Genomic DNA, 25,010 nt, shown 5'->3' with positions numbered 1-25,010 from the left:
GTGAAAAGCGTGTTAGTTGAAAAGCGTTGGCCGTGAACACCCAGCCACCTCTAGCGTTAGAACGCATGGTGCGGCCCGAATGAACTCGACTAATGCTGCATGATGAATTCATTACTGTTGAGAATTGCCCACCACAGATCCTGTAGCATCTCCTTCTCATTGTTCTTTCTCGCGACCATCAGCTTGCTGGCCATCGACATTTCGCCCTTGGTCGGCCGACGTGCCAATCCGGCCATGAACAAGCTGTTCAGTCGATCTCGCGGTGATTTACCGGTCTGCGACAGGCGGTCGATAAAGCTGCCTTTTTCGATGCTGGTCGCCCGACCGGTCAATTCCCCGTTGAACAACATCAATGCTTGCGGAATCGATCCGTCAAACGTTGTCGCTTCGTCGCCTTCGTCTGTGCCAAACGCGACGACAAACTGTTGCAGCCACTTGCGCCGCTGTTCTTCTTGCTGCTCATAGGTTCCGGCGGATGTTGCATCAGTGGACGCCACGAGCGACTGATAGAGCTGTTCGGCACTCATCTGACGCAGATAGAATCGCGAGAACTTGGGGGTCTCGCCGATGGATGGATCATCGACCTTGTTTCCACCACCCAAGACAGCGGCCAGTCCATAGGGACGACTCAGGGTGATCCATGTGATCAAATCCTTGACGTTGTAGCTGCTCGCCCTGAAATCGCTGGCAAGCTTCTCAAGCAACTCCGGATGGGACGATGGATTGTGTGGCCCCATGTCATCGATCGGTTTGGTGAAACCATAACCCATGAACATGGACCAGAAACGATTCACAGCCATCTTGTCCAAGTCCGTGCTCTCCATCATCAAACGTCCCAGTTCTTGACGCCGATTGACATCGCTGACAAAGCCGCTCGGCCCAATCGCGGTGCCGTCGGTGAACACCGGGTAGGCGGTTCGCACGAGACCGTTTCGCATCTCGTAGTAAACCAATGCGTTTTCGGGATCGCCTGCTTCGCCCGCAAAGTCTTCGCTCACCAACTCAGCGAAATCGATGTCACGTCCGCCACCGGGACCAAAGCGACGTAGCGCTCGGGTTTGACGAAAGAACGAATTGAACTCCCAAAACTTTTGCTGTTTCCAATCATTAAAGGGGTGGTTGTGGCACTGCGTGCACTGCACCTGCTGACCCAAAAAGATCCGAGACGTACTGCTGGCCGCCAAAACACCTTTCTCTTCGTTGACCTTTCCGATCAAGAAATTCACCGCGCCGTTGAAACCCGGTTTGCCGGGCTCCGACGCACCCTCGGCGGTCACCAAGTCGAACACCATCTTGTTGTACGGCTTGTTCGACGCAAACGTGTCACGCAGATACTTCATCATCCCGTCACGACTAGTCAGATCGCGGCGATCATTTCCACCGCTGCGCCCGATCAATAGGTTGGCCCAAACGGTCGCCCAGTGACCGGCGTACTCTTCGGTGTATCGATCGTCATGCAGCAGTTTGTCGACCAGCTTTGCTCGCTTGTCACTACTGCGATCGGACATGAACTCCTCCATCTCCTCCAACGTCGGAATCCGACCGATCACGTCCAAGTGCACGCGACGGCACCAAGTCGCATCGTCCGCCTCCGGCGCGGGCGTGATTTGATAGTCCGTCCAATTCTGCTCGATGGACTCGTTGATGGAGATGACTTGCGGGGGAACAGCAGTGTCCGCAGCACTCAGTCGCGTCACCCCATTCACCGACAGCATCAGCGTCAGTGCCATCACGGCGATCGGGAATCTCAGACTCCAAAGCCGGGTCCAAAGCTGGGGGCGGTAGGTCGTAGGGGCAAGCATGCTGGTCATAAGGCGGAAATTCCAGGAACGAATCGAAACAGCGTGGACGAAGCAAGTCATTTTTCCGTCCACTCATCATAACCTATCGACCCAAAAACGCTTGGATTTCAAGCTTTCGTTCCTTCAGGAACCGGGTCCACACTCTCAGAACGAGTCTCCTCGGGCGTTGTACACGCCGAAATCTCGGTCCGGACGCGAATTGAGGACCTCGACAGCCGATCACGCGGAATCCGCTATTCCTCGAATAAATGGGGCTTTTTCGACTGTTTGACCAAACGTGTCACCACCTCCCCCGATCCTCACCGCACGGCTGACACGCCCCTGTCAAAACATTCCTGTCAAAGCATTCCCGTCAAAGCATTCTGGAGGAACGCCCCATGTTAGGTAAACCGAGTATTGGGCCCATTATTCACGCGTTTCACGGTCGCAACGACCCGCCGGGCAGCGATCCCGCTGATGGTGGCCGGCCCGAATGGCCATTTTCGAACCCTTCCGAAGAGCTGTCGTTGCTAGTGACTGCGGAAACGCATCCTCGACCCTCCCCGGAATTGCACCATGGGATGGACAACGGAGGTGTTCGCGCAGGCTGGCTGATCGCTCAAAGGCTGCCCGATGGTACGCCGGCAGGACGATTCCTGCAGATCGCAACCGGCCAGTGGGGCCCCCCAAGCTACGCCACCTTGTTTCCTTTGAAGCGGACCGCGATGTCTTATGCCGTCGAATTCGGCTTCAGCGTCGGACACACCGCTGAAATCGTCTTCGGGCACAAACCGCAGTAGTTTGGCGGAATCGTCATCAGAGGACACATTCGCGACAGCATGAATCAAGGGACGCATGGAGCGAGGGACGGAGCATCAACTACACTACGGCCACGATGTGGTTGATGCTCTCGATCTCTCGCCCACCGCCCACCCCAAACGCCCGCCGATGATTCCTCTCCTACGCAAAGTTCTGCCTGCCCCACACTCTCTTGTCCCGCTGCAACAAATTCCGCTGCGAAACAGCACGTGGCCCCGTTGGCGGTCGGCGATCGGATTCACAATCGCGTCCTGCCTGATGTGTGCCTTTTGGCTTGGCTCGCCAGCCACTCTCCACGGTCAAACCTCTGACTCTGCGGAGAGCGTTTCTGCGGAGAGCGTTTCGGCCGGACACAGTTACCACGGCGAAGCTTTCAATGAAGGGCCGCGTCAATCAGCAGTGTTGATCGACGGTCTGCCCACGCTGGAGTTTCCAACGTCGACCAAGTCGGAGTCTGCGCGAGCTTTCTTTCTGCAGGGCCTCGCCCAGCTTCACGGTTTCTGGTTTCTCGAAGCCGAACGCTCCTTTCGCCAAGCCGTGAAAGAAGACCCCAAGCTTGCCATCGCCTACTGGGGAATGGCGATGGCCAATGCCAACAACGACGCGCGAGCGCGAGGGTTGATCGACGAAGCCAAGAAGCTTCGCAAGAACGCAGGCAAACACGAACAGCTCTATATCGACGCACTGGAAAGATTCTTGCCGTCACAAAAAATGATCGACGATGCGAAAGCCGAGTCCGAGGCGAACAAGAGCACGGCAGAGCGACTGAGCAAGAAGCAGCAGGAAGCCAACAAGAAGAAACAGGAGGAGCAACGTGAAGCCAAGAAGTCTCGCGCCGCGCGCTACGCCAACGACATGGAAAGAATCTTGGACTCGCATCCCGATGACATCGAGGCCAAAGCGTTCATTGCCTTGCATCTTTGGCAAAGCGAACGCAACGGGCTGAAGATCTCCAGCCACTACGCCGTGGATGCTTTGCTTGGTGAAGTCTTTGCCAAGAATCCCATGCATCCGGCGCACCACTATCGGATCCACCTGTGGGACGGCAGACGCCCGGAAAACGCATTGCATTCAGCGGCACAGTGCGGCCCGTCGGCACCTGCGATCGCTCACATGTGGCACATGCCCGGTCACATCTATTCCAAACTCAAACGATACGAAGATGCAGCGTGGCAACAGGAAGCATCAGCGAGGGTGGATCACGAGCACATGAATCGTGCCCGCCTGATGCCCGACCAGATCCACAACTTTGCTCACAATAATGAATGGCTGGTTCGCAATCTGCAGTTTCTCGGTCGCGTGGACGAAGCCCTGGAGATCTCCCGTGATTTAATTTCGTTGCCGATGCATCCGAAATACAATTCGCTGGACAAGAAAGGCAGCCAACGATACGGCCGCGAGAGGTTGCAACAAACGCTGTTTCAATATGGTCTCTGGCAAGCAATGATTGACGAGACCGGCGGTCCATTCTTGACGCCCAGTGATGACGCTGCGCAGCAAGATCAATGGTTGTGTCATCTGGCAGTCGCGAGATTCATGACGGGCGACAACGAGCACGCGGGTAGAACCCTTCGGTCACTTCAGCGACGACGACTGGCCGTCCAAACACAACTGTTGGACTTGGCCGATGCACCTCCGATCTCAAACGATTTGGACGCGGAGGCTGCCGGTGACGATGCCGATGAAGATGCCGAACCGGCACCCACACGTGACGCGTTGCAAAGTCGTTTGAAATCTTTGCAGAAATCGATCGCCTGCGTCGCCGCCGCCGCTGCAGCGGTTCGCAAGGACAAAGGCAAGCTGGCGGAGCATCTCAAGTCGGCAGGGGTGGACTTGACGACGCAGGCCGAATGGACGGCGATGGCGGGAGACGCCGGCGGGGCAATTCGCTTGGCTCAGCAGGCTGTGAAAGAAGGCACGAACCAAGTCCGACCGCTCGCCGTGTTGGTCCATTTGCTGTGGCTCAACGGCGATCGAGACGAAGCGAAAAAACAGTTTGAGAAGCTGCGGTCCGTCGCATCGGTCGCGGACATCGGCACGCCGATGCTGGCCCGCCTAGGTGAAGTCGCCGAGGACGCTGACATCAAAGGCGACTGGCGAAAGAAAGCCTCGCCTGCCGAAGACCTGGGCAGTCGTCCGCCATTGGGTGATCTGGGGCCGATTTCATGGCAGCCCTATCAATCCCCACGATGGCAGGCTCTGTCGTCGGATGATCAAAAAGTAACCGATGAACAATATCGTGGTCGTCCGCGAATCGTAATCTTTTACCTTGGTTTCGGTTGTTTGCACTGCATCGAACAACTTCACGCTTTTGCCCCCGAGTTTGAAAAATTCGCTGACCTTGGGATTGAAATCATTGCGATTAGCACGGAGGGAGCTGCGGAACTGGCGACGGGGATCACCAATTTTGACAAGCCGTTGCCGATCCCACTGATGGCAGACCCGTCGGCAGAGGTTTTCAAGAGCTTTCGTTGCTGGGATGACTTCGAAGACCAGCCACTGCACGGAACCTTCTTGATTGATGCACAAAACCGAGTCCGCTGGCAAGACATCAGCTACGAACCCTTTACCGATGTCGATTTCTTGCTCAATGAGTCCAAGAGATTGTTGAACCTCGATCCCCAACGCTGATCCATCATCGGCGTTGCGCGCTGTACAAAGACATGAACCAACCCACCGAGCCATCAGTCACCACGCGTCCCACAGAGACGTTATGGCTCGATTATCGATGGCCGTTGCTGATCGCGTTGGCGCACCTGCCCCTGTTGATCGTTCACCTGATCAACTTGTTCAGCCGCGAGCAGTATCAGCATTTTCCGATGGTACTGCTGGCGTTCGGCATCCTGGTCTTCAACCGGCTGGAACCCATCCCGGCGGGCAAGATGGGGCCGATTCGACGTCAAGGTGCGTTCTTGTGCTGGATCATCGCATTGGGGTTGTTTGGTTTCGGGACATTTGTCTTCTCGCCGTGGGTTGCCGCAGTGGGATTTGTGATCTCCGTCGGCGGAATTTTGCTGTCGCTACGTGAACGTTTTCAAATCCACAACGCGTTTGGACTGTGGTTGATCCTTTGGCTGCTGATCCCGGTGCCGGGAGGATACGAGCAACGCCTGTCACAGTCGCTGCAGCAGTGGACCACGACGACCAGCGCCTCGATTCTGCAAGCGGTTTATATTCCTAACATTGTCGAAGGAACGACGATCCAATTGCCCAGCCAGCGATTGTTTGTCGAGGAAGCCTGTAGTGGGATCGTGTCCATGATGGCGATCCTGGCAACTTGCCTGTTGATGGCGGTGCTGGCCAATCGCTCCCTGCTGCATATGATCTTGCTCGTTGCCAGCGGTTTACTGTGGGCATCCGTGATGAACATTGTTCGAATCGTATCGATCGGTGTGTTCTCGGAACGCTACGGCATCGACATGGCTGCCGGTTGGCCTCACACGGCGCTCGGCTTGGTCGTGTTCACAGGCGCCGTGATACTGGTTGTCAGTTCGGATCAGTTGCTCTGTTTCTTGATGGAGCCAGGCGATGCCGAAAAATTCGACCGCGGTTCGTTGTCCGAGACGGTGCTGCGTTGGATCCAGGTCGTGGAATGGGGCAGCCCTGAACCCGTTTTTCTGGAGGATGAGACGCTCCACATGCCGACACATCCCGGCAAGTTTGGAACTCCGACGCGTGTCTTTTCAATCTTGTTTCTGTTGATCGGAATGACGGGCCTAGCGATGGGTTTGAATCGGTTGCGAACCGGCCAGGAAATCGCATTCACCGGATCGATCGACGATGTTGACCGACTGTTGAATGAAAATCTTTTGCCGACAGAAGTCGGCGGTTGGAAACGGACCGAGTTTCGCGATGAGCATGTCGAGCGACTCTTTGCGCAACAGTCTCGCGTTTGGGTCTATCGAAAGGATTCACTCGTCGCGACCTTTGCCGTCGACTTCGCATTTCCGCAATGGCACGACCTGTGTGACTGCTACCAAAAGATCGGCTGGCAGCAGGACGGGGTTTCGCAAGTTGCCCAGACGGCGACCGAACAAGATCCCTATCTGTCGAGCAATTTCTACAAAGGAACGGTCTCTCGCGGTCTGCTGCGATTTTGCTTGACCGAAAAAGACGGGGTGTCGATATCACCGCCGGAAGCACTGGGGCCGCTAGGGAAACTGCGGCAGCGCATGGAGAACGATCGAACGCTGTTTCAGATTCAATTGTGGGTGACCAAGGATGGCGAGTTCTTGGACCGTGAAGCGGAGGACGCGACGAAGTTGTTCGAACATTTGCATGGCATCGTCACCGACCGACTGGCCGGACAATCCGGTCTCCCTCCTGCCGGGACGAACAACGCCGCCACATCGCAATCCGGTCCGACGGAGGATGCGTCGCCATGAGCAATGAAGGCCCCAATCCACTGACACGAGCGGCATGGCGGATCTATCAATTGCTTGGGCCGCTGAAGCGTTTGGTGCCCGGTACATTGATTTCGTACTGGTTTTCCACCCGTCGATTCAGCCAGTTGCTCAGCGGTATTCCCGCGTTGCTCGCCATTTTTATGCTGCTGGGATGCGTTATCTATTCGTGGAGATCGTCGGGCGAAACGATGACTTCCAAGGAGCTGCTGGCCAATGCCGTCGCGGCTCGCAACAACGGCAAAGATGCCATCGCAAACCTGTATTTGAAAAAAGCAAAACGGATCACTGCGGGAACACCGGATGATCAGTATGACCAAGCGGTCCTGCTCTACTCTGCCAACGAACCAGCGGCGGCGGTGGAGATCATGCGAAAACTTGCCCCGCTGGATCAAAAGGGCCACCCGCCCGCTCGTCTATGGCTGATCAACGCATTGCAAACCGAGCTTGTCGCCAGCGCGGCGATCGAGTCGCCCAGCGAATTGCAGCTCGAGGCCCGAATGAGACTTTTCTTGCTCATGGAGCAACACTGCGCGCAGCTCCTGGTCGAGGAACCGGACAACGAGCTTGCCTTGGAGCGTCTGGCAATGATCCGCCTGGATCAACGAAATGGAGAAGCTGCTGTCAAGTTGTTGCAGCGGCTCGTCGAACTGAACGATAAGCATCGTGTCACACTGGCCAGGGCACTCTCTGCCGCGAAACGAACGGAGGAATCAAAGCGGCATGCAGAACGTGGCGTCGCCTATCACCGAACGCAATTGCAACTGGATACGCTCACTGACACACAACGCGAGCAGAATCGATTCAATCTCGGGTTCTGTCTGATGTTGAACGATCAGTACAAAGAAGCGGCCGCGACGCTGATGAATGGCGATCAGGTCCCGTCGGATCCAGAGTTCCGGTCATTGCTGGCCGAAGCGTTGTTTCGCTGGTCGGAGACCTTTCCAATTGTCCGCAAAGGCACGGGTGAGCTCGACGAAGATCAACTCCGACGACGACTGAACTTGCTGCAAACCGCGATCAAGGTCAACAAGAACGACCCTCGCTTCCTGGCCAAACTCGGCGCTATCGCAGGAGTCGGCGGGGAGATCGCACGACAGGCGCACGCCTTGATGACAAGCATGGTTCAGGAGGGCGAGGGAACATCCATCGTTCACTTCGCTCTGGGGATCGTCGAAATGCAGGCGGGCAATTCATCGGAAGCGCTTAAGCAGTTTGAAACCGCGGACAAACTCAGCCCGGACACTCCCGTTATTCTCAATAACTTGGCGTTCACGCAGGCTCATGGGGACCAGCCTGATCTAGACAAAGCACTCGCGTTGATCACTCGGGCCATCGAAATCAACAACACCGTTCCGGCGTTTTACGACACGAGGGGCGGGATCCAATTGAAGCTGCAGAAGTGGACAGACGCGATCGCGGACTACGAGATTGTGTTAAAGTATGGCGTCCGGGGCCGCGCCGCGGCGCACGAAGCTTTGTCCACTGCGTACGAAGAAATCAATGATGCCGACCTGGCGGCGTTGCACCGTGAGGAAGCCGAAAAGATTCGCCGCTTGCAGAGTGGCGGGGCAGGCAACTGAAACCAATCAAACGCCTTCGCGTTGCATGGTCAATTCGCGAACGATCGATTTTCCAGCAACGAACTGATTGGGCACGAATGAGTTGTCATCCAGCGACACCGATATCCGCACCGTGATGTCTGCCGTGTCCCGCGTGATCGTTGCCGGCGTGACGGTGATGTCGGCTCGACTCAGTCCCAGCGTGGCGAGGATCTGTTGCGATTTTTGCCGCGCGTCTGCGGCGGAACCACCAGGGATGATCGCGACACGACAGCCTTCGTAGACGGCATTGTCCACGGTGTGTCGGATCATGGCGACGCGGCAGAATTCGAATGCGGCAAAAAAGAACAAGAACAGCAGTGGCGCGACGATCGCGAATTCCACCATCGTGGTTCCTGATCGATTTCTTCGAGATCGCTGTGTCGGTGTCATGGGGATTCGGTGCATGATCGTTATGCCGTGTTTCGATGTTTACTCGGTGATGACCGTACTGAGAGTCAGGGCGATTTCTCGGTAGGCGGCCCGAAGTTCTGCCGCGGACAACGCATGGAAATGCTTTCCGCCGCCGATTTGTGCGATCTCCCGCATGCGTCTTTGGTCTGCATCGGCACCGAAGGTGATGGTGTGAATCGTGACCCGGTCATTGGCCAATTGCGTGGCAACTCCCCGCGGTTCAGGGCCGGTGTTGTGCAGTCCGTCGGTCATGACAATCATCGTTCGTTCGACGAAGTCGGCATTTCGGCTTCGATCCATGATCGCTTTGCCCTCGCTCATCCCTCGCGAGATGCTCGTCGTGCCTGCCGGTATCAGACGCAACAGTGCGTTGGCGATCTGGGATAGGTCCGTGGTCAGTTGAACATCTTGACTGCCTCGATTGCTGTACGAAGCCAAACCGACGCGTTCTTCGACCGGCGTTTGATTCAATGCATCGGCAAAGATCTGCAGGGCCCCGATCAGGTCCAGGTATTTTCGTCCGGCCATCGAGCCGCTGCGGTCGATCACCAATACGACGTCGCGTTCGATGTAAGTTGCCGCAGCGATGGCTTCCGGTTCGAACTCGCTGAACCCCATCACGTTGCCAAACAACAACGGAATCGGGCCTGATGGGGAGCCCGCAGTTCGCCGTCCGTTGACTCGCACGGTGTTGTTCGGAGTAACGCCAGCGGAAAAAACAAACCGGCCGTTGCGATCCGCTTCGCTACGTCCAAATGAAAAGTCGCCACCGGCGAGCAGCAATGGGTCGCCGTTGACCGTGTTTTCGGCAGCGATTTCGGTGCCCAGACGAATCGCTTCGTTGACATCGAAGGTTCGTGACAACTCAATCGCCGCTGCTTTGGCGGCTGCATCGGTCGCCGAGCGTAGTTCGGTGCGTGCCAAATGCATTTGCGCCACGTCGACGGAGAATGCGACGGTTGCCAGAAATCCGACCAGCAGGACGAGGATCACAATCAACATCGCACCACGTCGTGAACGGGCGTGTTGATTTTTCCGCAGGCGACACTGCTTTGCAGGAACCGTATCGGTTGACTGAAACATGTTTTTGGAGTCCATCATTCTTTGACCATCACGACTCGGGCGGTCAAAACTCGATTCGTTACGAATTGGCCGGCCAACGGACTGTTGGGCTGTGTGGGGGCGGTGACTTGACAGACGATTCGATCACCGCGCTGAGCAGAGGCAATGTTTCCATTGGGAAACGTGACCTGAAACCCATCCACATCGCGAGACGTCAAGACGTTTTCGGCACGTTCCAATGCCGTCGCGTCGGTTGCTTTCTCGCGAACGGCTTCGCGGACGCCTTCGTAGGCAGCGACGCTGAGTGATTGCTTCAGGAAGATGAAACTGGATGCTTCGATCGACCCAAAGACCAACAAAACAATGACGGGCAGGCAAACGGCGAACTCGACCGCGGCAACGCCTCTTCGGTGGCTCCCACGCCGCCGCGACGTACGTCGGCTGAACGGATGTGATGACTTATCGCGTCGGCTCATTGTCCGGCCTCATCGGCGGATTGGTCGGCATTGGCATCCGTGTCGCCAGAGCGATCGTCCAACTTCATGGCAAGGTTGAAGTTCGTCGCAATCTCTTGCCAAAAATCGCTGCCGCGAAAAGTGAGCGGTTTCACCGCACGGCCCTCTTTGATGTCAGCCAATGCGGCTCGGAGTCGTAGCATGGGGCCGGCAAATCGATTGCTGAGTTTCAGCGTGTCCCACACGAAAGCGGGAATCAATGCAGTGGTGATGATCAAGAATGGCAAGAATCGCCGCATCGTGTCGCCAAACGTGTCACCCCAACTCGCATCGGGTTGCTCAAAAAGTCGCATCCAGATCAGCAGTGCAACCGCGTTGCAGGCGAAGAAGACGCCCCAGTGAAGAGCGACGCGTCGCAGCAAGCTGCCTTGAACTTCTGCGTCGACCAGATTCTTGGTGCGTTTGGTAGTTATCGATGCCATGTGAGCGATGCTTGCAGTGTGTGTTTGATTGAACCATCCCAGCGGACCGTTTTATTGGTGCCCATCTCATTGGTACTGGGACGGTCGGATCATCAGGCCCCTATCTTGGAGACCTCGATCCGCTCCACTGCGAGCCTAGGACACAGAAAAGAGTCACGTTCGGCGTGGAAACAAAATCGTGATCAATCACGACCTTGAGATGTCGTGATCGTCGTGACCGTTAGAAAGCGAACCGTCAGACGCGGCGAATGAATTCTTCCGCATAGGATCGCACCTCGTGCCCGTTGAGCACATGAACCATCCTCAACTGCTGGACTTGCTCGTCGCTAAAGGAACTGAGTGGAACGTGAATCAACTGCTTCTTGTGTCGACGGGCGAGACGTCGCCATCCGTTGCCGGGGGGCAAATGGCTCAGCAGCGCGATCTGCCGACCACGAGAGTGCAAACAAGCTGCCGCAATGAGACGTTCCTCAAGCGTCTCCGTGTAATCCAAGCGGGCGTCATTCCAAATGTCGCGAATGGCGATCGGCGGAAACAAGAACATCGCCCCGCCGTAATGGCTCAGCCCGATCCCCGGTCCCACAAGCTGATCGGCGAACGGAGTGGCAAAGAACGCCAGGGTCGATTCCTCCTTGTGCTCGGCAAACCAAGTCGTACGCCATGAATACTTACGTGGATCGGCCGGTGAATCGAACAGCATCACGCAAGCGTCCAGGGTGCCGCGGCTGGGCGGGATGACTTTGACGTAGATCTGGCGTTCGTACCAGTGTCTCAGCGTGTCGCGAATATCGATTCCATCCTTGACACTGGTGGTGAACTTTTCAGTGCGTGCCAAGTCATTGCCCATGATCGCTTTGGCGCGGTCAAAGACACGTGTGCGAAAATTCTCGATGCGTTGGTCTTCCGGTGGATAGCTGCAATGGGTGAACGGATTCCAGCGATACTGCCAGCGACTTTTCTCTGGATCCGAGGGGCGACGTTTCAATTGCAGCGTTCGCCAAGTGATCGGGGGGCCGGGCAAGCGACTGACCAACGAGACGACTTCGCCATCCGGCAAGCGGGCTTGGTCGATCCCGAGTCGGACAACGGACAGGCCGCTTCCGGATTGCGACTCAAAATACGGATACTGGTTCGCCAGTTGAGCCACGTGCAACGCGTACTGGTCGCCCATGATTTGTTGAGCTGCGGTGACAATGGTGATCAGGTCGGGTGTCATCCGCCGATCGATCAACGAAAGATTGCGTATGTACTGCAAGCACTTTGACAGATGCAGTGGTGTGATTCGACGCGCGAACTGTTTCAATTCCTCTTTGTACGACACACGGGCGGCGATCAATAATTCTTTGACACCGTCGATTTGTACATCATCGTCAACTTCGAGCTGGCGACGCGCTCTTTCATAGAGGCCGGTGATGAACGGCAGTTCACCAAATAGGAACATCACGCTGCGAGGCTCGATCTCGTATCGTTGGGGAGTTTCCACCAGATCGTGTTCGGGCAAGTTGACTTGGTCACTCGATTCGCTTTGATCATTTCGTTCCGAAGCGAACATGTCGTTGTAGGCTTCTCGAATCCACGGCCATTCCAGCACGCTGGTGACGAGCAGGATTTTTTTGTATCGACGTTCCAAATCGGACAATTGCGAAGCCATGTAAACGATACGCTGTCGTGTCTGCTGGTCGGGCGGACGAGACAAGCTGGGCAGGATCGCAGCAGCAAATTTTTCGGGGGAAACTTGACGAACCGCGAAGGGGTCTGGCATCACGGTCGAAAAGGGGCGGAACGGGTCCGTCTCCAAATCGATGTACTCGCGCCGAATGTGCTCTCCCATTGCCGCCCGAATCGCCATGATCACCGGCTGGCAGGGGTCCACCGGGACATAGCTCAGGGGCAGTTCGTCGCCGCCCTCGCTGTCCTCCTCGGCCGACGGTTCCTCCTCCTCGTCCTGGCCCCACGGAGTGGGCGTCCAAGGCGCCGGATCGGACGACGGGTCGTACGCGTCGAACGACTTCAGGGCGGGTTGAATGACGATCGACGGCCGCGGCAGATCGACAATGGCGGCTTCCACGGGTGCCTGGAACGAGGCCGGCAGCGGCACCGCCACGCAGTCGAAATCGTACTCCAACAGCCAGCGACGCACGGTGTGCGCGAACTGTCCGCTCCCGTAAATCACGGGCAAAATCGCGATTCGGTCGCTGACTCTCAGCAGCTCAGGAACCCCTGAAGCTCCCGCAGAGGAATTTTCAAAATCGTCGGTCGGATTCACTCAATTCCCTCTTCCCTGCAATGAAAACATTCGCTAGAATTTAACCTACTCAACAATCGGAGATCATTCTCATTCTACCGCTTCATGGGATTCGTGAAGTTCCCTTCGGCTGCTGAACCTTATCAATTGTTGGATTTGAATCGACTGTTATTTTTAGAGACGCAGGTGTTTATTCGGCACCTGCGTTTCTTTATGCGCCGGCATGTGCGTTAAGGACATATGCTTCAAGACACTCGCTTCCCTCAATGCAGAGCCGCTGCAAAACTTCTGACCATGCAGTGCTACCACCAACTGCTGTCTATGCCTATCCTCTTGGCACCGTTAATGCGAGCGGCGTTTTCCCCAGCCGCCAACAAGCTCTGACTCTGTGGTATTGATTTGGCGTTTTGATCCAACGATCAACGCGTCAAAAGGCGGTCGATTTCGCAGCTCAAGTCCGATCATGTACGCATTCCTACTGCCAAGGTTGTAAACGAATTTTATTGGAAAGAGGTGAATATTGTGAGTCAGATTCGAATGATCTGGTTGTTCGCAGTGGTACTGGGGCTAACCGCCGTCGTGTGCCCGAACACCATTATCGCGCAGGACGCAGATCAAGAAGTCGCCGCCGAGACAGTTGATTCGTCACCCCAAGCTGACGATGCCGGGCCTGCTGGAACTGACTCTGCCGCAACAGACGCTCCCCCTGCTCAGGATGAGCCAGCCACAGAAGAAGCAGAACCGGACGTCTTGATGACGGACGGCGAAATCAGCGGTTCGCCTCTTGCTGCTCACAATGGGTGGATGCTCGTTTGCTGTGCGTTGGTGCTGTTCATGACGGCCCCCGGCTTGGCGATGTTCTACGGCGGCTTGGTGCGTCGCAAGAACGTGTTGAGCGTGATGATGCAGTGCATGTTCCTGATGGGACTGATGACGGTCCTCTGGTCCATCTACGGCTACTCGCTCGCGTTCGGTGGCAGCGGCGGTTGGATCGGCAACACGGACTACTTGTTCATGAACAACGTTCAGCGAGTGTTTGACGAGACGCTTGGTGAGCCGGTCACTCCGATGGAAGGCGACATTCCACGTCTGACACACATGCTGTTCCAAGGCATGTTCTTTATCATTACCCCCGCTCTGATCTGCGGAGCGTTTGCCGAGCGGATGAAATTCAGCGCCATGGTTCTGTATTCCATCCTGTGGGGCACTCTGATTTACTGCCCGCTGTGTCACTGGGTTTGGGACAGCGGACCGTTGGCCTATGGCGATAGCGGAATCATGGGAGGCGCGTTGGACTTTGCCGGCGGCACGGTGGTTCACATCAGTAGCGGTATCTCTGCATTGATCGCCGCCATCTTGATCGGGCCACGAATCGGCTACCTCAGCGAGCCGATGCAGCCGCACAACTTGACCTACACCGCCCTGGGCGCCGCCATGCTGTGGGTGGGATGGTTCGGTTTCAATGCGGGTAGCGAACTGATGTCCGATGGCATTACCTCCAGCGCCTTTGCGACCACGCACTTCTCTGCCGCCGCGGGAGCATTGGCTTGGGCGATGACCGAGTGGATCGTGCTGGGCAAGCCCACGGTTCTGGGGGCCAGCAGTGGTGCGGTCGCCGGACTGGTGTGCATCACACCGGCTGCCGGATTCGTGCAACCGATGCCCGCATTGGTCATGGGCGCGTTGGCTGGCATTCTTTGCTATTGGGCTTGCAGCAAGCTCAAGCACTCTCTGAAGTACGACGACGCACTCGACGCGTTCGGAGTCCACGGTGTGGGCGGAACCCTGGGCGCAATCCTGACAGGCGTCTTCGCAACCCGGGCTTGTTGGGATGTTACGGAGAAAGGCGAAAAGATCGGTTTGATCGAGTCGGGGAGCCCGAGCTTGTTGATCGGGCAAATCGTTGCGGTTCTGGCGACCTTTGCCTTCGCCGGCCTGGGCAGTTTGATTCTGTTGAAACTCGTCGACGCCGTCATCGGATTGCGAGTCCCCGTCGAGCAAGAGCAGCGTGGTCTGGACATCACCGACCACGGTGAAGAAGGCTACATGCTCAGCTAGTGCCAGGCACCGAGTCGAAACCTCGTACGAATCGCGGCCGTAACAACAATCGTTGCGGCCGCGATTTTTTGTGCGCCCGTCACGTCCAGATGTTCCGCAATCGTCCCCCAAGTCATCGAGCCCAGCGACATCGAGATCGCAATCGCTGTCAGATAACAACTCATTCCACGCGCCCGCATTCGGCCCGGCAGGTGCACCTGCACGGTGGTGTTGAGCGTGGTCAGGACCGTCATCCAACTGCCACCCATGATCACGGTCGCGAAGGCGACGACGACGGGATGATTTGTCGATGCGAGAGAAAATAATCCCAATGCGAAACCCAGCATCGCCGCCAACGCGGTGCGATCATTTCCGAATCGCGATTGAATCCTCGGCAACACACGAGCAGCGAGCACCGCGCCGACCCCGATCATTCCGACCAGCACCCCGAAGCCGGTCGGCCCCCATTCCAACTGCGTCTTGGCAACGAGCGGCAACAGCGACCACAACGCGCTGGCGGGAACGACGAACAACAGCACACTGATCAAAGCGTGCCGGATCGCTCGCTTGCGATACACGTAACGCAGGCCTTGATAAAGTGATCGGCCGAATGAAAGCCCCCGTGTCGACTCCGATCGATTGCGTTTCCAAATCAACAACACGGCGATGACACCCGCAAAGGAAGCCGCATTGATCGAGAACGCAACCCACACACCCAGCAATGCGATCAGGGATCCGGCGATCGCTGGACCCACGGCACGGGCCAAGTTGAAACTGATACTCCCCAATGCAATCGCTCGCGAGAGCTGTTTGCGTGGCACCAATTCCGGGATGGAAGCCTGCCAGGTTGGAACGTGCAGCGTCATCCCCAGCCCGGTCATGAACGTCAGGGTCAGCAGCGACCACTCGCGTATCACACCGCTGAAAGTGAGCACGGCCAACAGTGCGGTTGAGCAGAGCATCAACGATTGCGTCAACAGCAACAGATGCCGACGGTTGATTCGATCTGCCAGAACGCCTGCGGGAATCGCCAGCAAAACGATCGGCGTGGCCATCGCCGTGCGGACTGCAGAGACCATTTGAGGAGAATCGTTGAGCTCAGCCATCAACCAACCCGCCCCGATCTCATGCATCCAAGTGCCGATGTTCGACACCAGTGACGCGATCCAGAACAATCGGTAGACCGGGTTTCGCAAGGGAGCCCAAGGTGACGCCGGGTCTGGCGACGGTGACGATGGGTCTGGCGACGGTGACGCCGGGTCTGGCGACGTTATTGTCGGCGATGGAAGCCCAGGTGATACAGAGGGTGGCGAACACGGGTTCGTCGACAGGCCATCCCCCTCGGTAAGGCTCGATTCAGCGGACGTCTTGAGGGGCGTGATGGGAAGGTCTCAGCGTTGGAAAGGAATCACAGGGGCAGTCGATGGTTCGGCTCAACGACCAGTTTAGAAACCCGTCAAATTCGACATAACCCGAAATCTCACGCCGAGACGGCAATGGTGACGTACCGTTCCCTGTGAGCATCATCTCGGCATCAAAACACGTCAAACGCCGCCCCCCCGCAAGGCGAACAGCCGCAACCAACCCCACTCGTTTTTATGATCCAGTGTCATGGACTGCAGAAGCTCTATGAGAGTCACCTCGCCGTCAACAATGTTTCGTTTTCGCTCCAACCCGGTCAAATCGGTGGCCTAGTGGGGCCAAATGGAGCGGGCAAAACGACCACGCTTCGGTGCTTGGCAGGTCTGATTCCGGCAACGGCCGGAGACCTCACCGTCGCGGGTTGCCGCGTGCAAACCGATTTGATCGAGTTGAAACGAAGGCTCGCTTATGTGCCTGACGATCCGCCATTGTTCGATGACTTGTCGGTCGGTCAACACATGGAGTTCATCGGCAGGATCTACGGCGTGGAGAACCACCAACGCAAGTCTGTCGATTTGCTGGAGCGTTTCGAGCTGGCGGACAAGACTCATGCCGGGGCAACGACGCTCTCTCGCGGAATGCGTCAGAAACTCGCCATTTGCTGCGCGTACTTGTTTGACCCCCAAGTCTTGCTGCTGGATGAACCGATGACCGGCTTGGACCCACCGGGCATCCGCTGCCTGTTGGAATCGATTGTCGAGCGGGCGAAAACGGGGGCAACGGTGATTCTTTCCAGTCACCTGTTAGCGATGATCGAAGACGTCTGCACGCACTTGATCGTGATGCAACGTGGCATGCTGCAGTACTTCGGCGATGTCGAACAGCTTCGTCATCGATACCCGGAAGCGAGAAATCTGGAACAAGCCTATTTTGCAGCCACGCGGAGCGATGATACGCAAACGGCATCTCAAAACCAACCGCTCAGTCCTGTGCCGGCGACCATCTGAAATGTTCAATCTCTCTTGGGATTCACCAACAGTCCACGTTCGACTGCTACAACTGACTATGGCTCGATCGCGGTTCCGCAGCAAACGCCTGCTACACCGCATCCGTTCGCCACGTCGAATCCTGGCGACCGCCATCGCACTGGCGTTCTTCTTTCTGTACCTGATCAACGGCGTGTTTGTCATGTCGTCGCGGGCAGCGGCCGATCCCGAGCGACTGCGACTATGGCTGTCCGGCGGCATGGTGCTGTACATGATGTACCACGCCGTTCGTTGTGTATGGTCACGTCGATTGGAGGACTTGGAGTTTAGCGAAGCCGAAAAGCTGTGGCTCGGTGGTGCGCCGATCCAACGTTCTTCCTTGGCGGTCTATTACATCAACGGCGTTTTCATCGGAGCAATCATCAAGACATTGTTGTTGGTGGTACTGTTGGCCAGCGATGTTCCTTATCCGCTGATGTTGGCGATCGGTGTCTTTGTTTCGCTGCTGTTGCTGGAAATCCTGCGACTGACATGGCAGCGTTGGTCCGAAGGGCTGAGTGATCGCCAGCGACGACTCATGCGAGTCGCAATGAGCGGTGTCGGGATTGCGGCAGTCATGCAAATCATCGCCCAACTGGCGTTGGTCACCCCGGCGGGCTCTTCGCCGGGCGTTTATGTGCTGAACAGCTTTCAAGCCATCGGTCGTTTGGCATCCTGCGATGCCGTTCAGTGGCTGTCGCTGCCGTGGTACGCCTCGTCCAGCTTGACCGTGACGAGCGAAATCAACCTGCAGTCCATCGCTTGGCTGACGCTGGCGATCGGATCGATTCCGCTGGCCGTCAAACTGTTGATTGCGGCTGACGACTGGTCACAACGGCAGCAGTTGCTGGATGAGCAAACACGACTGGCGAGCGGTTGCTATGGGAGCACCACCACGGCACATGCTCATAAGGCAAACACTCACAAGGGTGATGAGCGTTGGAGCGAAGTATCAACCCGTTGGATCAGCACTGTCCAGCGTTGGATGCCCTCTCGTGTGCGTGATTCGGCGGCATTGATTTGGAGACAGTCCATCAGCGTGCGACGATACTCTGGGACGATCCTGTTCAGTTTCATCGTTCCGACCCTGCTGTGCCTCTCACCGCTGATGACTGGTGGGGTTCAAAACCAATGGGCGTACGTGATTGGTGGGATCGCCATGTGTACCATGTTGCTGGCACCGCCGGCCTTGCGAATCGACTTTCGCCGTGATTTGCGGCGGATGCTGTTGCTACGCGGTTTGCCGCTTCGCCCGCTTTCGACCGTTGCCGGGCAAATCACGTTGCCGGTGCTGATCACGTTGTGTTTTCAATGGGTGACGATTGCGATCGCGGCGGTGGTGACCGGACCCGGGGTCTCGCAGGTTGTGGTCTGGACAGGCATGTTGGCTGCTTTGGCCGTTGGCACCTTTGCCGCCGAGAACGCGTTGTTCCTGACCTATCCGCACCATGAACGCGCTCAAGGCATCGTGATGGTGATCCGCGCCAACGTCGTGTTCTTGGGAAAAGTCTTGGTGATCTCGTTGTGCGTCGCGGCTTTGTTGATTTGGATGTCGATATGCAAACAAGCGTTGCCCGATGCGTTCGTGTTGCCCGTGTATGCCATCGGCGCGATCGCCATGACTTGGACGCTGGCGGCGATGCTGGTGATGGGGACGGCTTGGTGCTGGCGACGTTTCGACTTGTCTTGCGACATGCCGCCCCAGTGATGCACTGATGGTCTAGTGACTGCTATCGCGATACCTACCCGGCGTCACACCACACTCTCGCTTGAACACCACGCTGAAATACTCCGCGTGTTTGAACCCGGCCAACGTCGAGATTTGGGTCACATTGAGATCCGTTTCGCGCAGCAACTGTGACGCACGCTTGATTTGCACGCGTCGAATTTCCGCTTGGGGTGAACGACCGAGAAATTTTCGAAAACGCCGTTCCAGCGAACTTCGAGCGATCGGCACGGCTTTCAGGATATCGGAAACGTTCAGCCCGTTGCAGGCTTCACTGCGAATCAATTGGATCGATGCCACCACGTCCGGATCATCGATCGCCAGGACTTCGGTGGACGGTCGCTCGGCCACTCCCAGCGGCGCGATCAAGACATGTTCATTGCTGATCGTCTCATCTCGCATCAACTGATCTAGCATCGCAGCGGCCTCAAAACCAACCCGCTCGGCCGATGGAATCACGCTGGACAAAGGCGGATCACAGAAATCGCACAACACGTGGTCATTGTCGACTCCCAGCACGGCGACTTCGTCGGGAACCGAAATGTCGGCTTGTCGGCAGGCATCCAACAAATGGCGGCCACGAAAATCATTACAGGCAAAGATTCCGATCGGCTTGGGAAGATACTTTAGCCAAGCGATGATTTCTGCTTGCTCACTTTCCCAACCGTACTGCCTCGCATCATTCCAATTGGATTGATAGATCAATACGCTTGGGTCAATGCTCAGCAATTCGTTTTGAAAACCGGCCAATCTCAACATGGACCAATTGTGGTCGCTGAACCCAGCGAACGCGAAACGGGAGAGACCCTTGTCGATCAAGTGCTGAGCCGCGACACGACCGATCTCGTGATGATCGTTCAAGACCGACGGTAGGCCTTGGTCTCCATAGATGTCGGTCAAGTTCACCGTCGGCACTTGCAGCTTTTCGATGATCCTGATCATCTCAGGTGTCGTGCTACGTGTGATGATGCCGTCGCCGGTCCAGGTTTCGAGCCAAGCCGGTGGAGAGATCACGAGTTCTCTCAGATCAAGCTGCACAGACCACGGTCGGTTTTCGACCAAGTAGCGGCTGATTCCGTCCAAAACTCGTCGCCCAAAGGCCATGGAGGTTTCGACCATCAATAGCACCCGTGGCCGATCTCGCCGTGGATCGCAACGGGGGTGGTGAAACGCGGACATGATTCAATTGACGGTTCGTGACGTGGCGAAACGATGAGAAGCCAGTAGATGGCAGAAATAGATCTTAGCCAGACAGCGGCCTGCGGATTGCCCAATCGTGCCAAAAAAACACAGGATGTGCTGATTTGCGGCGTTTTTTGTGAGTGTGGCTTCGCCGAGGCGGCGGAATAGAACTCAATACTTTACCGCACTTTCTCATTGGCTGCAGTCGCGGTTAGTGTCACAATAGGGCACAAGGTGTGATCCCTTGGCGTTCATGCCGGTTAAACTAATGGAGATTTCCGGTAAAAACCGGCGCAACAGTCACAATATCGCCCAGGATGTCAGGTCATTGGCCCAGCCAAATTCCCAGCCAAATGCCTCTCCGACCGCGACTGCCTCCCCCCGCCTATCCTGTTCCTCGCCTACAACGTCCGAGCATGCTCCACACTCGAACCTTTCCTAACCACACGTTGCTTGCGTTTGTCTTGGCCTGCTGGCTAACCACCTCGCAGAGTGCTCCCCGCGCCATCGGTGCCGAAGTTGATTTCTCGCAACAGATTCAGCCGATTTTGGCAAAGCACTGTGCCGCATGCCACGGACCCGACACGGCAGAGTCCGGTTTGAGTTTCAGTGATCGAGAGGCGGCGCTGGTAGAAACGGAATCGGGTGAGCATGCCATTGTCCCAGGCGATATTGACGCCAGCATGCTGATCGCTCGCATCACAACGCAGGACGAGTTTGAGCGAATGCCACCCGAAGGCGACGCTTTGAGTGACGAGGAGATCGAGATCCTGAAAGCATGGATCAAAGAAGGGGCCGTGTGGAGCGACCACTGGTCGTTTGTCCCGATGCAGCAGCGGCAGCCGCCTGCGGTAGCGGACGAACGTTGGAGCGAAAACCCCATCGATGCATTCATCTACCATCGCTTGGCGGATGCAAAATTGCGGCCCAATCCGCAGGCATCGAAACGGCAACTGATTCGCCGGGCGTATTTCGACTTGACGGGATTGCCGCCCACTCAAGCGGAAGTTCAACAATTCCTTGACGACGCTTCTCCCGATGCGTTCGCAAAGTTGGTCGACCGGTTGTTGGAATCACCCCACTACGGTGAGCGCTGGGGGCGTCACTACTTGGACTTGGTTCGCTACGCGGAGACCAACTCGTTTGAACGCGACGGCGTGAAGGAAAACGCGTGGAAGTATCGCGACTATGTGATTCGCTCCTTGAACGACGACAAACCGTACAACCAATTCATCCGCGAGCAACTCGCCGGCGATGAGCTGGATCACGTCACGACGGAAACATTGACCGCGACGGGTTTCTACCGTTTGGGAATCTGGGACGATGAACCGGTGGATGCAGAACAAGCTCGCTTCGACGGCTTGGACGACATCATCATGACGACCGGCCAAGCGTTCCTGGGTTTGACCATGAACTGCGCGCGCTGTCACGATCACAAGATCGACCCGATCCCACAGGCCGACTACTACAGCATGCTGTCGTTCCTGGAGGACCTGACACCTCACGGCAGACGCGGTGATCCCCATGGGTTCAATCAAATCGATGTTTCCTCGCCTGACCTGAATCGTCGTTACGAGGAGAACGAAAAGGAACGTCAGGAAATCGAGCGTTCGATGACGGAGATCGAACAGGCGGGAATCGTGAAGATGCCTGCACCCGATCAACGGGCGACCGAAGGTCCTAAGCGAGAACGAAATCGCGTGCTGAAAGAGAAACTGCGAGACCACTTGAGCGATGAACAGTGGACGCAATATCAAGACCTGAAAAAGCGGTTGCAGGAGAACGAAAAAGTCGCCAAGGAACTTCCGCCGCGCGAGCGTGTCATGGGCTTGGCAGCCTATCGACCCATCGACAAGCCGACGTTTGTGCTCTTCCGCGGAAACCCCGGTTCACCCGCCGACGAAGTCACACCGTCGTTTCCGTCGATCTATGGCCAAGCAGCACCGGAGATCCCCGAACCCAAGAACGCTGCTCAACCCAGTGGACGTCGCCGAATCTTGGCCGACTGGATCGCCAGCGATGACAACCGACTGACCGCCCGCGTCGCAGTCAATCGGATCTGGCAGTTCCATTTCGGTCGCGGAATCGTTCGCAGTTCGAACAACTTTGGGAAACTCGGCACACCGCCGACGCATCCCGATCTGCTGGACTATCTCGCACTGCGGTTCATCGACGACGGGTGGAAACTCAAGTCCATGCACCGATTGATCATGAACAGTCAAGCCTATCAGTTGTCGTCGACATCAGAAAACGAACATGCCGCCGCGGCAGATCCAGACAACAATCTGTTTTGGCGATTTGATCCTCGTCGGCTGAGTTCTGAGGAAGTTCGCGATTCGATGCTGGCGGTCAACGGTTCGCTGAACCGAACCACCTACGGGGCAAGTTTCTATCCGTCGCTTTCCGCAGAAGTGTTAGCGGGACAGTCACGCCCCGGCGAGGGTTGGGGCAACTCCAGTGAAGAAGAACAGAATCGGCGGAGTGTCTACATTCATGTCAAACGCTCACTGATCACGCCGTTGATGTCGGCGTTCGATTTCCCCGATCCTGACTCAACTTGCGAAGCCCGCTTTATGACGCTGCAGCCCGCGCAGGCACTTTCGCTGCTCAACAGCGATGATGTACACGAGCAAGGCCGTCGATTGGCCGACGTGATCGATGCGGTGCAGTGCGAAGACGCGGAAGTCGTCCGCAGAACGGTCCGTCGGGTGCTCGCCCGCGAGGCGACCGAGAAAGAAATCGCGGAAGGCCAAAAGCTGATCGATCGCTTGCAGAACCACTACAAACTGCCACGTCAGCGCGCGGTCCAACTCTACTGTGTTTCCGTGATGAACTGGAACGAATTTCTGTTTGTCGATTGACATCCCGCTGTCAAACACATCCAACCCTTTATTGAATTTTTCCCACCAACGCATTCCCCCTGATGTCCCATGCGTAATCCTGGCAAACGAAATTTCTGCGGACGCACGCGTCGTGAATTCATCTGGCAATCCGGTGCCGGTTTTGGAGCAGCGGCCCTTGCGTCGATGATGTCGCGTGAGGGTCTGCTGTCCACAGCGGGTGCTTCCGAGTCTGGATTCGTCAATCCATTGGCAGCCAAGCCACCACACTTTGCCCCCAAAGCAAAGTCGGTGATCTTTTTGTTCATGTACGGTGGCCCCAGCCACATCGACACGTTCGACTACAAACCCAAGATGCTGGGCATGGACGGAAAGACCGTGGATGTGAAAACCTTTGGCCGCGGTGGTCACCGCAACCAAGGTCGAATCGTTGAACCGCGTTGGAAATTTGCTCAGCACGGCCAGTGCGGCAAGTGGGTCAGCACCCTGTTCCCCAACTTGGCGGGACACGTTGACGACATCGCGTTCATGCATTCGATGACTGCCGATTCACCGATTCACGGTTCGGCGATGCTGATGATGAACAGCGGCAAGATCCTGTCGGGGAGCCCCGCGTTGGGCTCGTGGGTCAACTATGGTCTCGGCTCGGTGAACGAGAACCTGCCTGGGTTCGTGGTGATGCTCGATTCCAAAGGCGGCCCGATCAGTGGTGCCAAGAACTGGAGCAGCGGCTACATGCCGGCCACGTACGCGGGAACGGTGTTCCGCGCCGATGGCTCACCGATCTTGAACTTGCGAGCACCCAAGGACATGACGCCTGAGATTCAGCGTGACCTGCTCAACTCGATTCAGTCCGCCAACTCGCGTCACTTGGCCCAGCGAGAGAGCAACTCCGATCTCGCCTCCCGAGTGGCCAGTTACGAACTGGCGTATCAGATGCAGTCCGCTGCCCCCGAGGCCGTTGACTTGTCACAAGAGGACCAACGAACCAAAGACATGTACGGTGTCGATCAAGGCGAAACGAATGACTTTGGTCGCCGTTGCATGATCGCACGCCGTCTCGTTCAACGTGGCGTACGCTTCGTGCAACTCTACAGTGGCGGTGCCCACAACGATGACAACTGGGACGCTCATGGCGACCTGGAGGTCAACCACAATCGACACGCCGGACGAACCGACAAGCCCATCGCCGCCCTGCTGACAGACCTCAAGCAACGCGGGATGCTGGACGAAACCCTCGTGGTTTGGGGAGGTGAGTTCGGTCGCCAACCGACCGCCGAGTACGCCAACGGCAGTGGACGCGATCACAACGCGTATGGTTTCACCATGTGGATGGCCGGAGGCGGCATCAAAGGTGGCGTCAGCGTCGGCACGACAGATGAATTGGGCAGCGCCGCCGTGGAAAAACCGATGCACGTCAAGAACTTGCACGCAACGATCCTGCATCAAATGGGCTTGGACCCCAATGCCCTGTCGTACTTCTACAGCGGCTTGGATCAAAAGCTCGTCGGCGTCGAAGAAATTGAGCCGATCCACGAAATCATCGCCTGATACGCTCTCGTCCGTCCGCGTTTGC

17 protein-coding genes are annotated in these 25,010 nt (G+C 56.7%); 9 read left to right on the top strand and 8 right to left on the bottom strand.

What is annotated here, in order from left to right:
- Positions 1–89: 89 nt before the first annotated feature.
- Positions 90–1,730: a DUF1549 domain-containing protein gene (locus Pla52nx_RS04415; protein WP_231742020.1), complete on the bottom strand. Its 1,641-nt coding sequence runs from the start codon at positions 1,728–1,730 to the stop codon at positions 90–92.
- A 449-nt stretch (positions 1,731–2,179) separates the two neighbouring features.
- Here Pla52nx_RS04415 and Pla52nx_RS04410 point away from each other — a divergent pair, with 449 nt between their 5' ends.
- The 4 genes from Pla52nx_RS04410 (at position 2,180) to Pla52nx_RS04395 (ending at position 8,586) form a co-directional block, all read left to right on the top strand.
- Positions 2,180–2,581 carry a hypothetical protein gene (locus Pla52nx_RS04410; protein WP_146520044.1) on the top strand — a complete coding sequence of 134 codons (402 nt, stop codon included), beginning with the start codon at positions 2,180–2,182 and terminating at the stop codon, positions 2,579–2,581.
- A gap of 148 nt (positions 2,582–2,729) precedes the next feature.
- Positions 2,730–5,231, top strand: coding sequence for a redoxin domain-containing protein (locus tag Pla52nx_RS04405; RefSeq protein ID WP_197454579.1), 2,502 nt, complete (start codon positions 2,730–2,732; stop codon positions 5,229–5,231).
- 32 nt (positions 5,232–5,263) lie between these two features.
- Complete coding sequence (xrtU, locus tag Pla52nx_RS04400) at positions 5,264–6,985, top strand: exosortase U (protein ID WP_146520046.1); 1,722 nt, start codon at positions 5,264–5,266, stop codon at positions 6,983–6,985.
- A complete protein-coding gene (locus Pla52nx_RS04395; RefSeq protein WP_146520047.1) occupies positions 6,982–8,586 on the top strand; it encodes a tetratricopeptide repeat protein in 1,605 nt (534 codons plus the stop codon). Before xrtU ends, Pla52nx_RS04395 begins: the two co-directional genes overlap by 4 nt.
- A gap of 6 nt (positions 8,587–8,592) precedes the next feature.
- Here Pla52nx_RS04395 and Pla52nx_RS04390 read toward each other — a convergent pair whose 3' ends face one another.
- The 5 genes from Pla52nx_RS04390 to Pla52nx_RS04370 form a co-directional block, all read right to left on the bottom strand.
- Positions 8,593–9,012, bottom strand: a complete 420-nt coding sequence (locus Pla52nx_RS04390) for a TadE/TadG family type IV pilus assembly protein (RefSeq protein ID WP_231741970.1) — start codon at positions 9,010–9,012, stop codon at positions 8,593–8,595.
- A gap of 24 nt (positions 9,013–9,036) precedes the next feature.
- On the bottom strand, positions 9,037–10,101 hold the full coding sequence (locus Pla52nx_RS04385) for a vWA domain-containing protein (RefSeq protein ID WP_231741971.1): 1,065 nt from the start codon (positions 10,099–10,101) through the stop codon (positions 9,037–9,039).
- A gap of 14 nt (positions 10,102–10,115) precedes the next feature.
- Complete coding sequence (locus tag Pla52nx_RS04380; RefSeq protein WP_146520048.1) at positions 10,116–10,556, bottom strand: TadE/TadG family type IV pilus assembly protein; 441 nt, start codon at positions 10,554–10,556, stop codon at positions 10,116–10,118.
- Complete coding sequence (locus Pla52nx_RS04375; protein ID WP_146520049.1) at positions 10,553–11,017, bottom strand: hypothetical protein; 465 nt, start codon at positions 11,015–11,017, stop codon at positions 10,553–10,555. The genes Pla52nx_RS04380 and Pla52nx_RS04375 overlap by 4 nt, the downstream gene beginning before the upstream one ends.
- A gap of 235 nt (positions 11,018–11,252) precedes the next feature.
- Positions 11,253–13,283, bottom strand: coding sequence for a hypothetical protein (locus tag Pla52nx_RS04370; RefSeq protein ID WP_146520050.1), 2,031 nt, complete (start codon positions 13,281–13,283; stop codon positions 11,253–11,255).
- Between the two features lie 516 nt (positions 13,284–13,799).
- On the opposite strand from Pla52nx_RS04370, the gene Pla52nx_RS04365 reads away from it, so the two are divergent.
- Positions 13,800–15,320 (top strand): ammonium transporter, encoded by a 1,521-nt coding sequence (locus tag Pla52nx_RS04365; RefSeq protein WP_146520472.1) that lies wholly within the window; start codon positions 13,800–13,802, stop codon positions 15,318–15,320.
- Here the strand turns inward: Pla52nx_RS04365 and Pla52nx_RS04360 are convergent.
- On the bottom strand, positions 15,317–16,573 hold the full coding sequence (locus Pla52nx_RS04360; protein WP_146520051.1) for an MFS transporter: 1,257 nt from the start codon (positions 16,571–16,573) through the stop codon (positions 15,317–15,319). The two genes, Pla52nx_RS04365 and Pla52nx_RS04360, sit on opposite strands and share 4 nt — an antisense overlap.
- A gap of 324 nt (positions 16,574–16,897) precedes the next feature.
- Between Pla52nx_RS04360 and Pla52nx_RS04355 the strand changes: the two genes are divergently transcribed.
- Together Pla52nx_RS04355 and Pla52nx_RS04350 are read left to right on the top strand one after the other, a co-directional pair.
- Entirely contained in the window at positions 16,898–17,668 is a 771-nt protein-coding gene (locus tag Pla52nx_RS04355) for an ABC transporter ATP-binding protein (RefSeq protein ID WP_146520052.1), read from the top strand.
- 58 nt (positions 17,669–17,726) lie between these two features.
- The gene (locus Pla52nx_RS04350) at positions 17,727–19,394 is read left to right on the top strand and encodes a hypothetical protein (protein WP_146520053.1); all 1,668 of its coding nucleotides are present in this window, start codon (positions 17,727–17,729) and stop codon (positions 19,392–19,394) included.
- 12 nt (positions 19,395–19,406) lie between these two features.
- On the opposite strand, the gene Pla52nx_RS04345 is transcribed toward Pla52nx_RS04350, so the two are convergent.
- Positions 19,407–20,531: a XylR family transcriptional regulator gene (locus Pla52nx_RS04345; RefSeq protein ID WP_231741974.1), complete on the bottom strand. Its 1,125-nt coding sequence runs from the start codon at positions 20,529–20,531 to the stop codon at positions 19,407–19,409.
- A 479-nt stretch (positions 20,532–21,010) separates the two neighbouring features.
- Here Pla52nx_RS04345 and Pla52nx_RS04340 point away from each other — a divergent pair, with 479 nt between their 5' ends.
- Complete coding sequence (locus tag Pla52nx_RS04340; protein WP_146520055.1) at positions 21,011–23,455, top strand: PSD1 and planctomycete cytochrome C domain-containing protein; 2,445 nt, start codon at positions 21,011–21,013, stop codon at positions 23,453–23,455.
- A 69-nt stretch (positions 23,456–23,524) separates the two neighbouring features.
- Positions 23,525–24,985, top strand: coding sequence for a DUF1501 domain-containing protein (locus tag Pla52nx_RS04335; RefSeq protein WP_146520056.1), 1,461 nt, complete (start codon positions 23,525–23,527; stop codon positions 24,983–24,985).
- The last annotated feature ends 25 nt before the right edge of the window (positions 24,986–25,010 follow it).

It is taken from the genome of Stieleria varia, assembly GCF_038443385.1.
GTDB classification, from domain to species: domain Bacteria; phylum Planctomycetota; class Planctomycetia; order Pirellulales; family Pirellulaceae; genus Stieleria; species Stieleria varia.
The sequence above is the reverse complement of the archived record's forward strand: the minus strand, read 5'-3'. Positions and strand labels throughout refer to the sequence as shown.

What these genes read in the sequence shown, in the direction of transcription:
- Pla52nx_RS04415 (WP_231742020.1), bottom strand. Translation starts at nt 1,730, where the DNA reads ATGGCACTGACGCTGATGCTGTCGGTGAATGGGGTGACGCGACTGAGT.
- Pla52nx_RS04410 (WP_146520044.1), top strand. Translation starts at nt 2,180, where the DNA reads ATGTTAGGTAAACCGAGTATTGGGCCCATTATTCACGCGTTTCACGGT.
- Pla52nx_RS04405 (WP_197454579.1), top strand. Translation starts at nt 2,730, where the DNA reads ATGATTCCTCTCCTACGCAAAGTTCTGCCTGCCCCACACTCTCTTGTC.
- xrtU (WP_146520046.1), top strand. Translation starts at nt 5,264, where the DNA reads ATGAACCAACCCACCGAGCCATCAGTCACCACGCGTCCCACAGAGACG.
- Pla52nx_RS04395 (WP_146520047.1), top strand. Translation starts at nt 6,982, where the DNA reads ATGAGCAATGAAGGCCCCAATCCACTGACACGAGCGGCATGGCGGATC.
- Pla52nx_RS04390 (WP_231741970.1), bottom strand. Translation starts at nt 9,012, where the DNA reads ATGCACCGAATCCCCATGACACCGACACAGCGATCTCGAAGAAATCGA.
- Pla52nx_RS04385 (WP_231741971.1), bottom strand. Translation starts at nt 10,101, where the DNA reads ATGTTTCAGTCAACCGATACGGTTCCTGCAAAGCAGTGTCGCCTGCGG.
- Pla52nx_RS04380 (WP_146520048.1), bottom strand. Translation starts at nt 10,556, where the DNA reads ATGAGCCGACGCGATAAGTCATCACATCCGTTCAGCCGACGTACGTCG.
- Pla52nx_RS04375 (WP_146520049.1), bottom strand. Translation starts at nt 11,017, where the DNA reads ATGGCATCGATAACTACCAAACGCACCAAGAATCTGGTCGACGCAGAA.
- Pla52nx_RS04365 (WP_146520472.1), top strand. Translation starts at nt 13,800, where the DNA reads ATGATCTGGTTGTTCGCAGTGGTACTGGGGCTAACCGCCGTCGTGTGC.
- Pla52nx_RS04355 (WP_146520052.1), top strand. Translation starts at nt 16,898, where the DNA reads ATGATCCAGTGTCATGGACTGCAGAAGCTCTATGAGAGTCACCTCGCC.
- Pla52nx_RS04350 (WP_146520053.1), top strand. Translation starts at nt 17,727, where the DNA reads ATGGCTCGATCGCGGTTCCGCAGCAAACGCCTGCTACACCGCATCCGT.
- Pla52nx_RS04345 (WP_231741974.1), bottom strand. Translation starts at nt 20,531, where the DNA reads ATGGTCGAAACCTCCATGGCCTTTGGGCGACGAGTTTTGGACGGAATC.
- Pla52nx_RS04340 (WP_146520055.1), top strand. Translation starts at nt 21,011, where the DNA reads ATGCTCCACACTCGAACCTTTCCTAACCACACGTTGCTTGCGTTTGTC.
- Pla52nx_RS04335 (WP_146520056.1), top strand. Translation starts at nt 23,525, where the DNA reads ATGCGTAATCCTGGCAAACGAAATTTCTGCGGACGCACGCGTCGTGAA.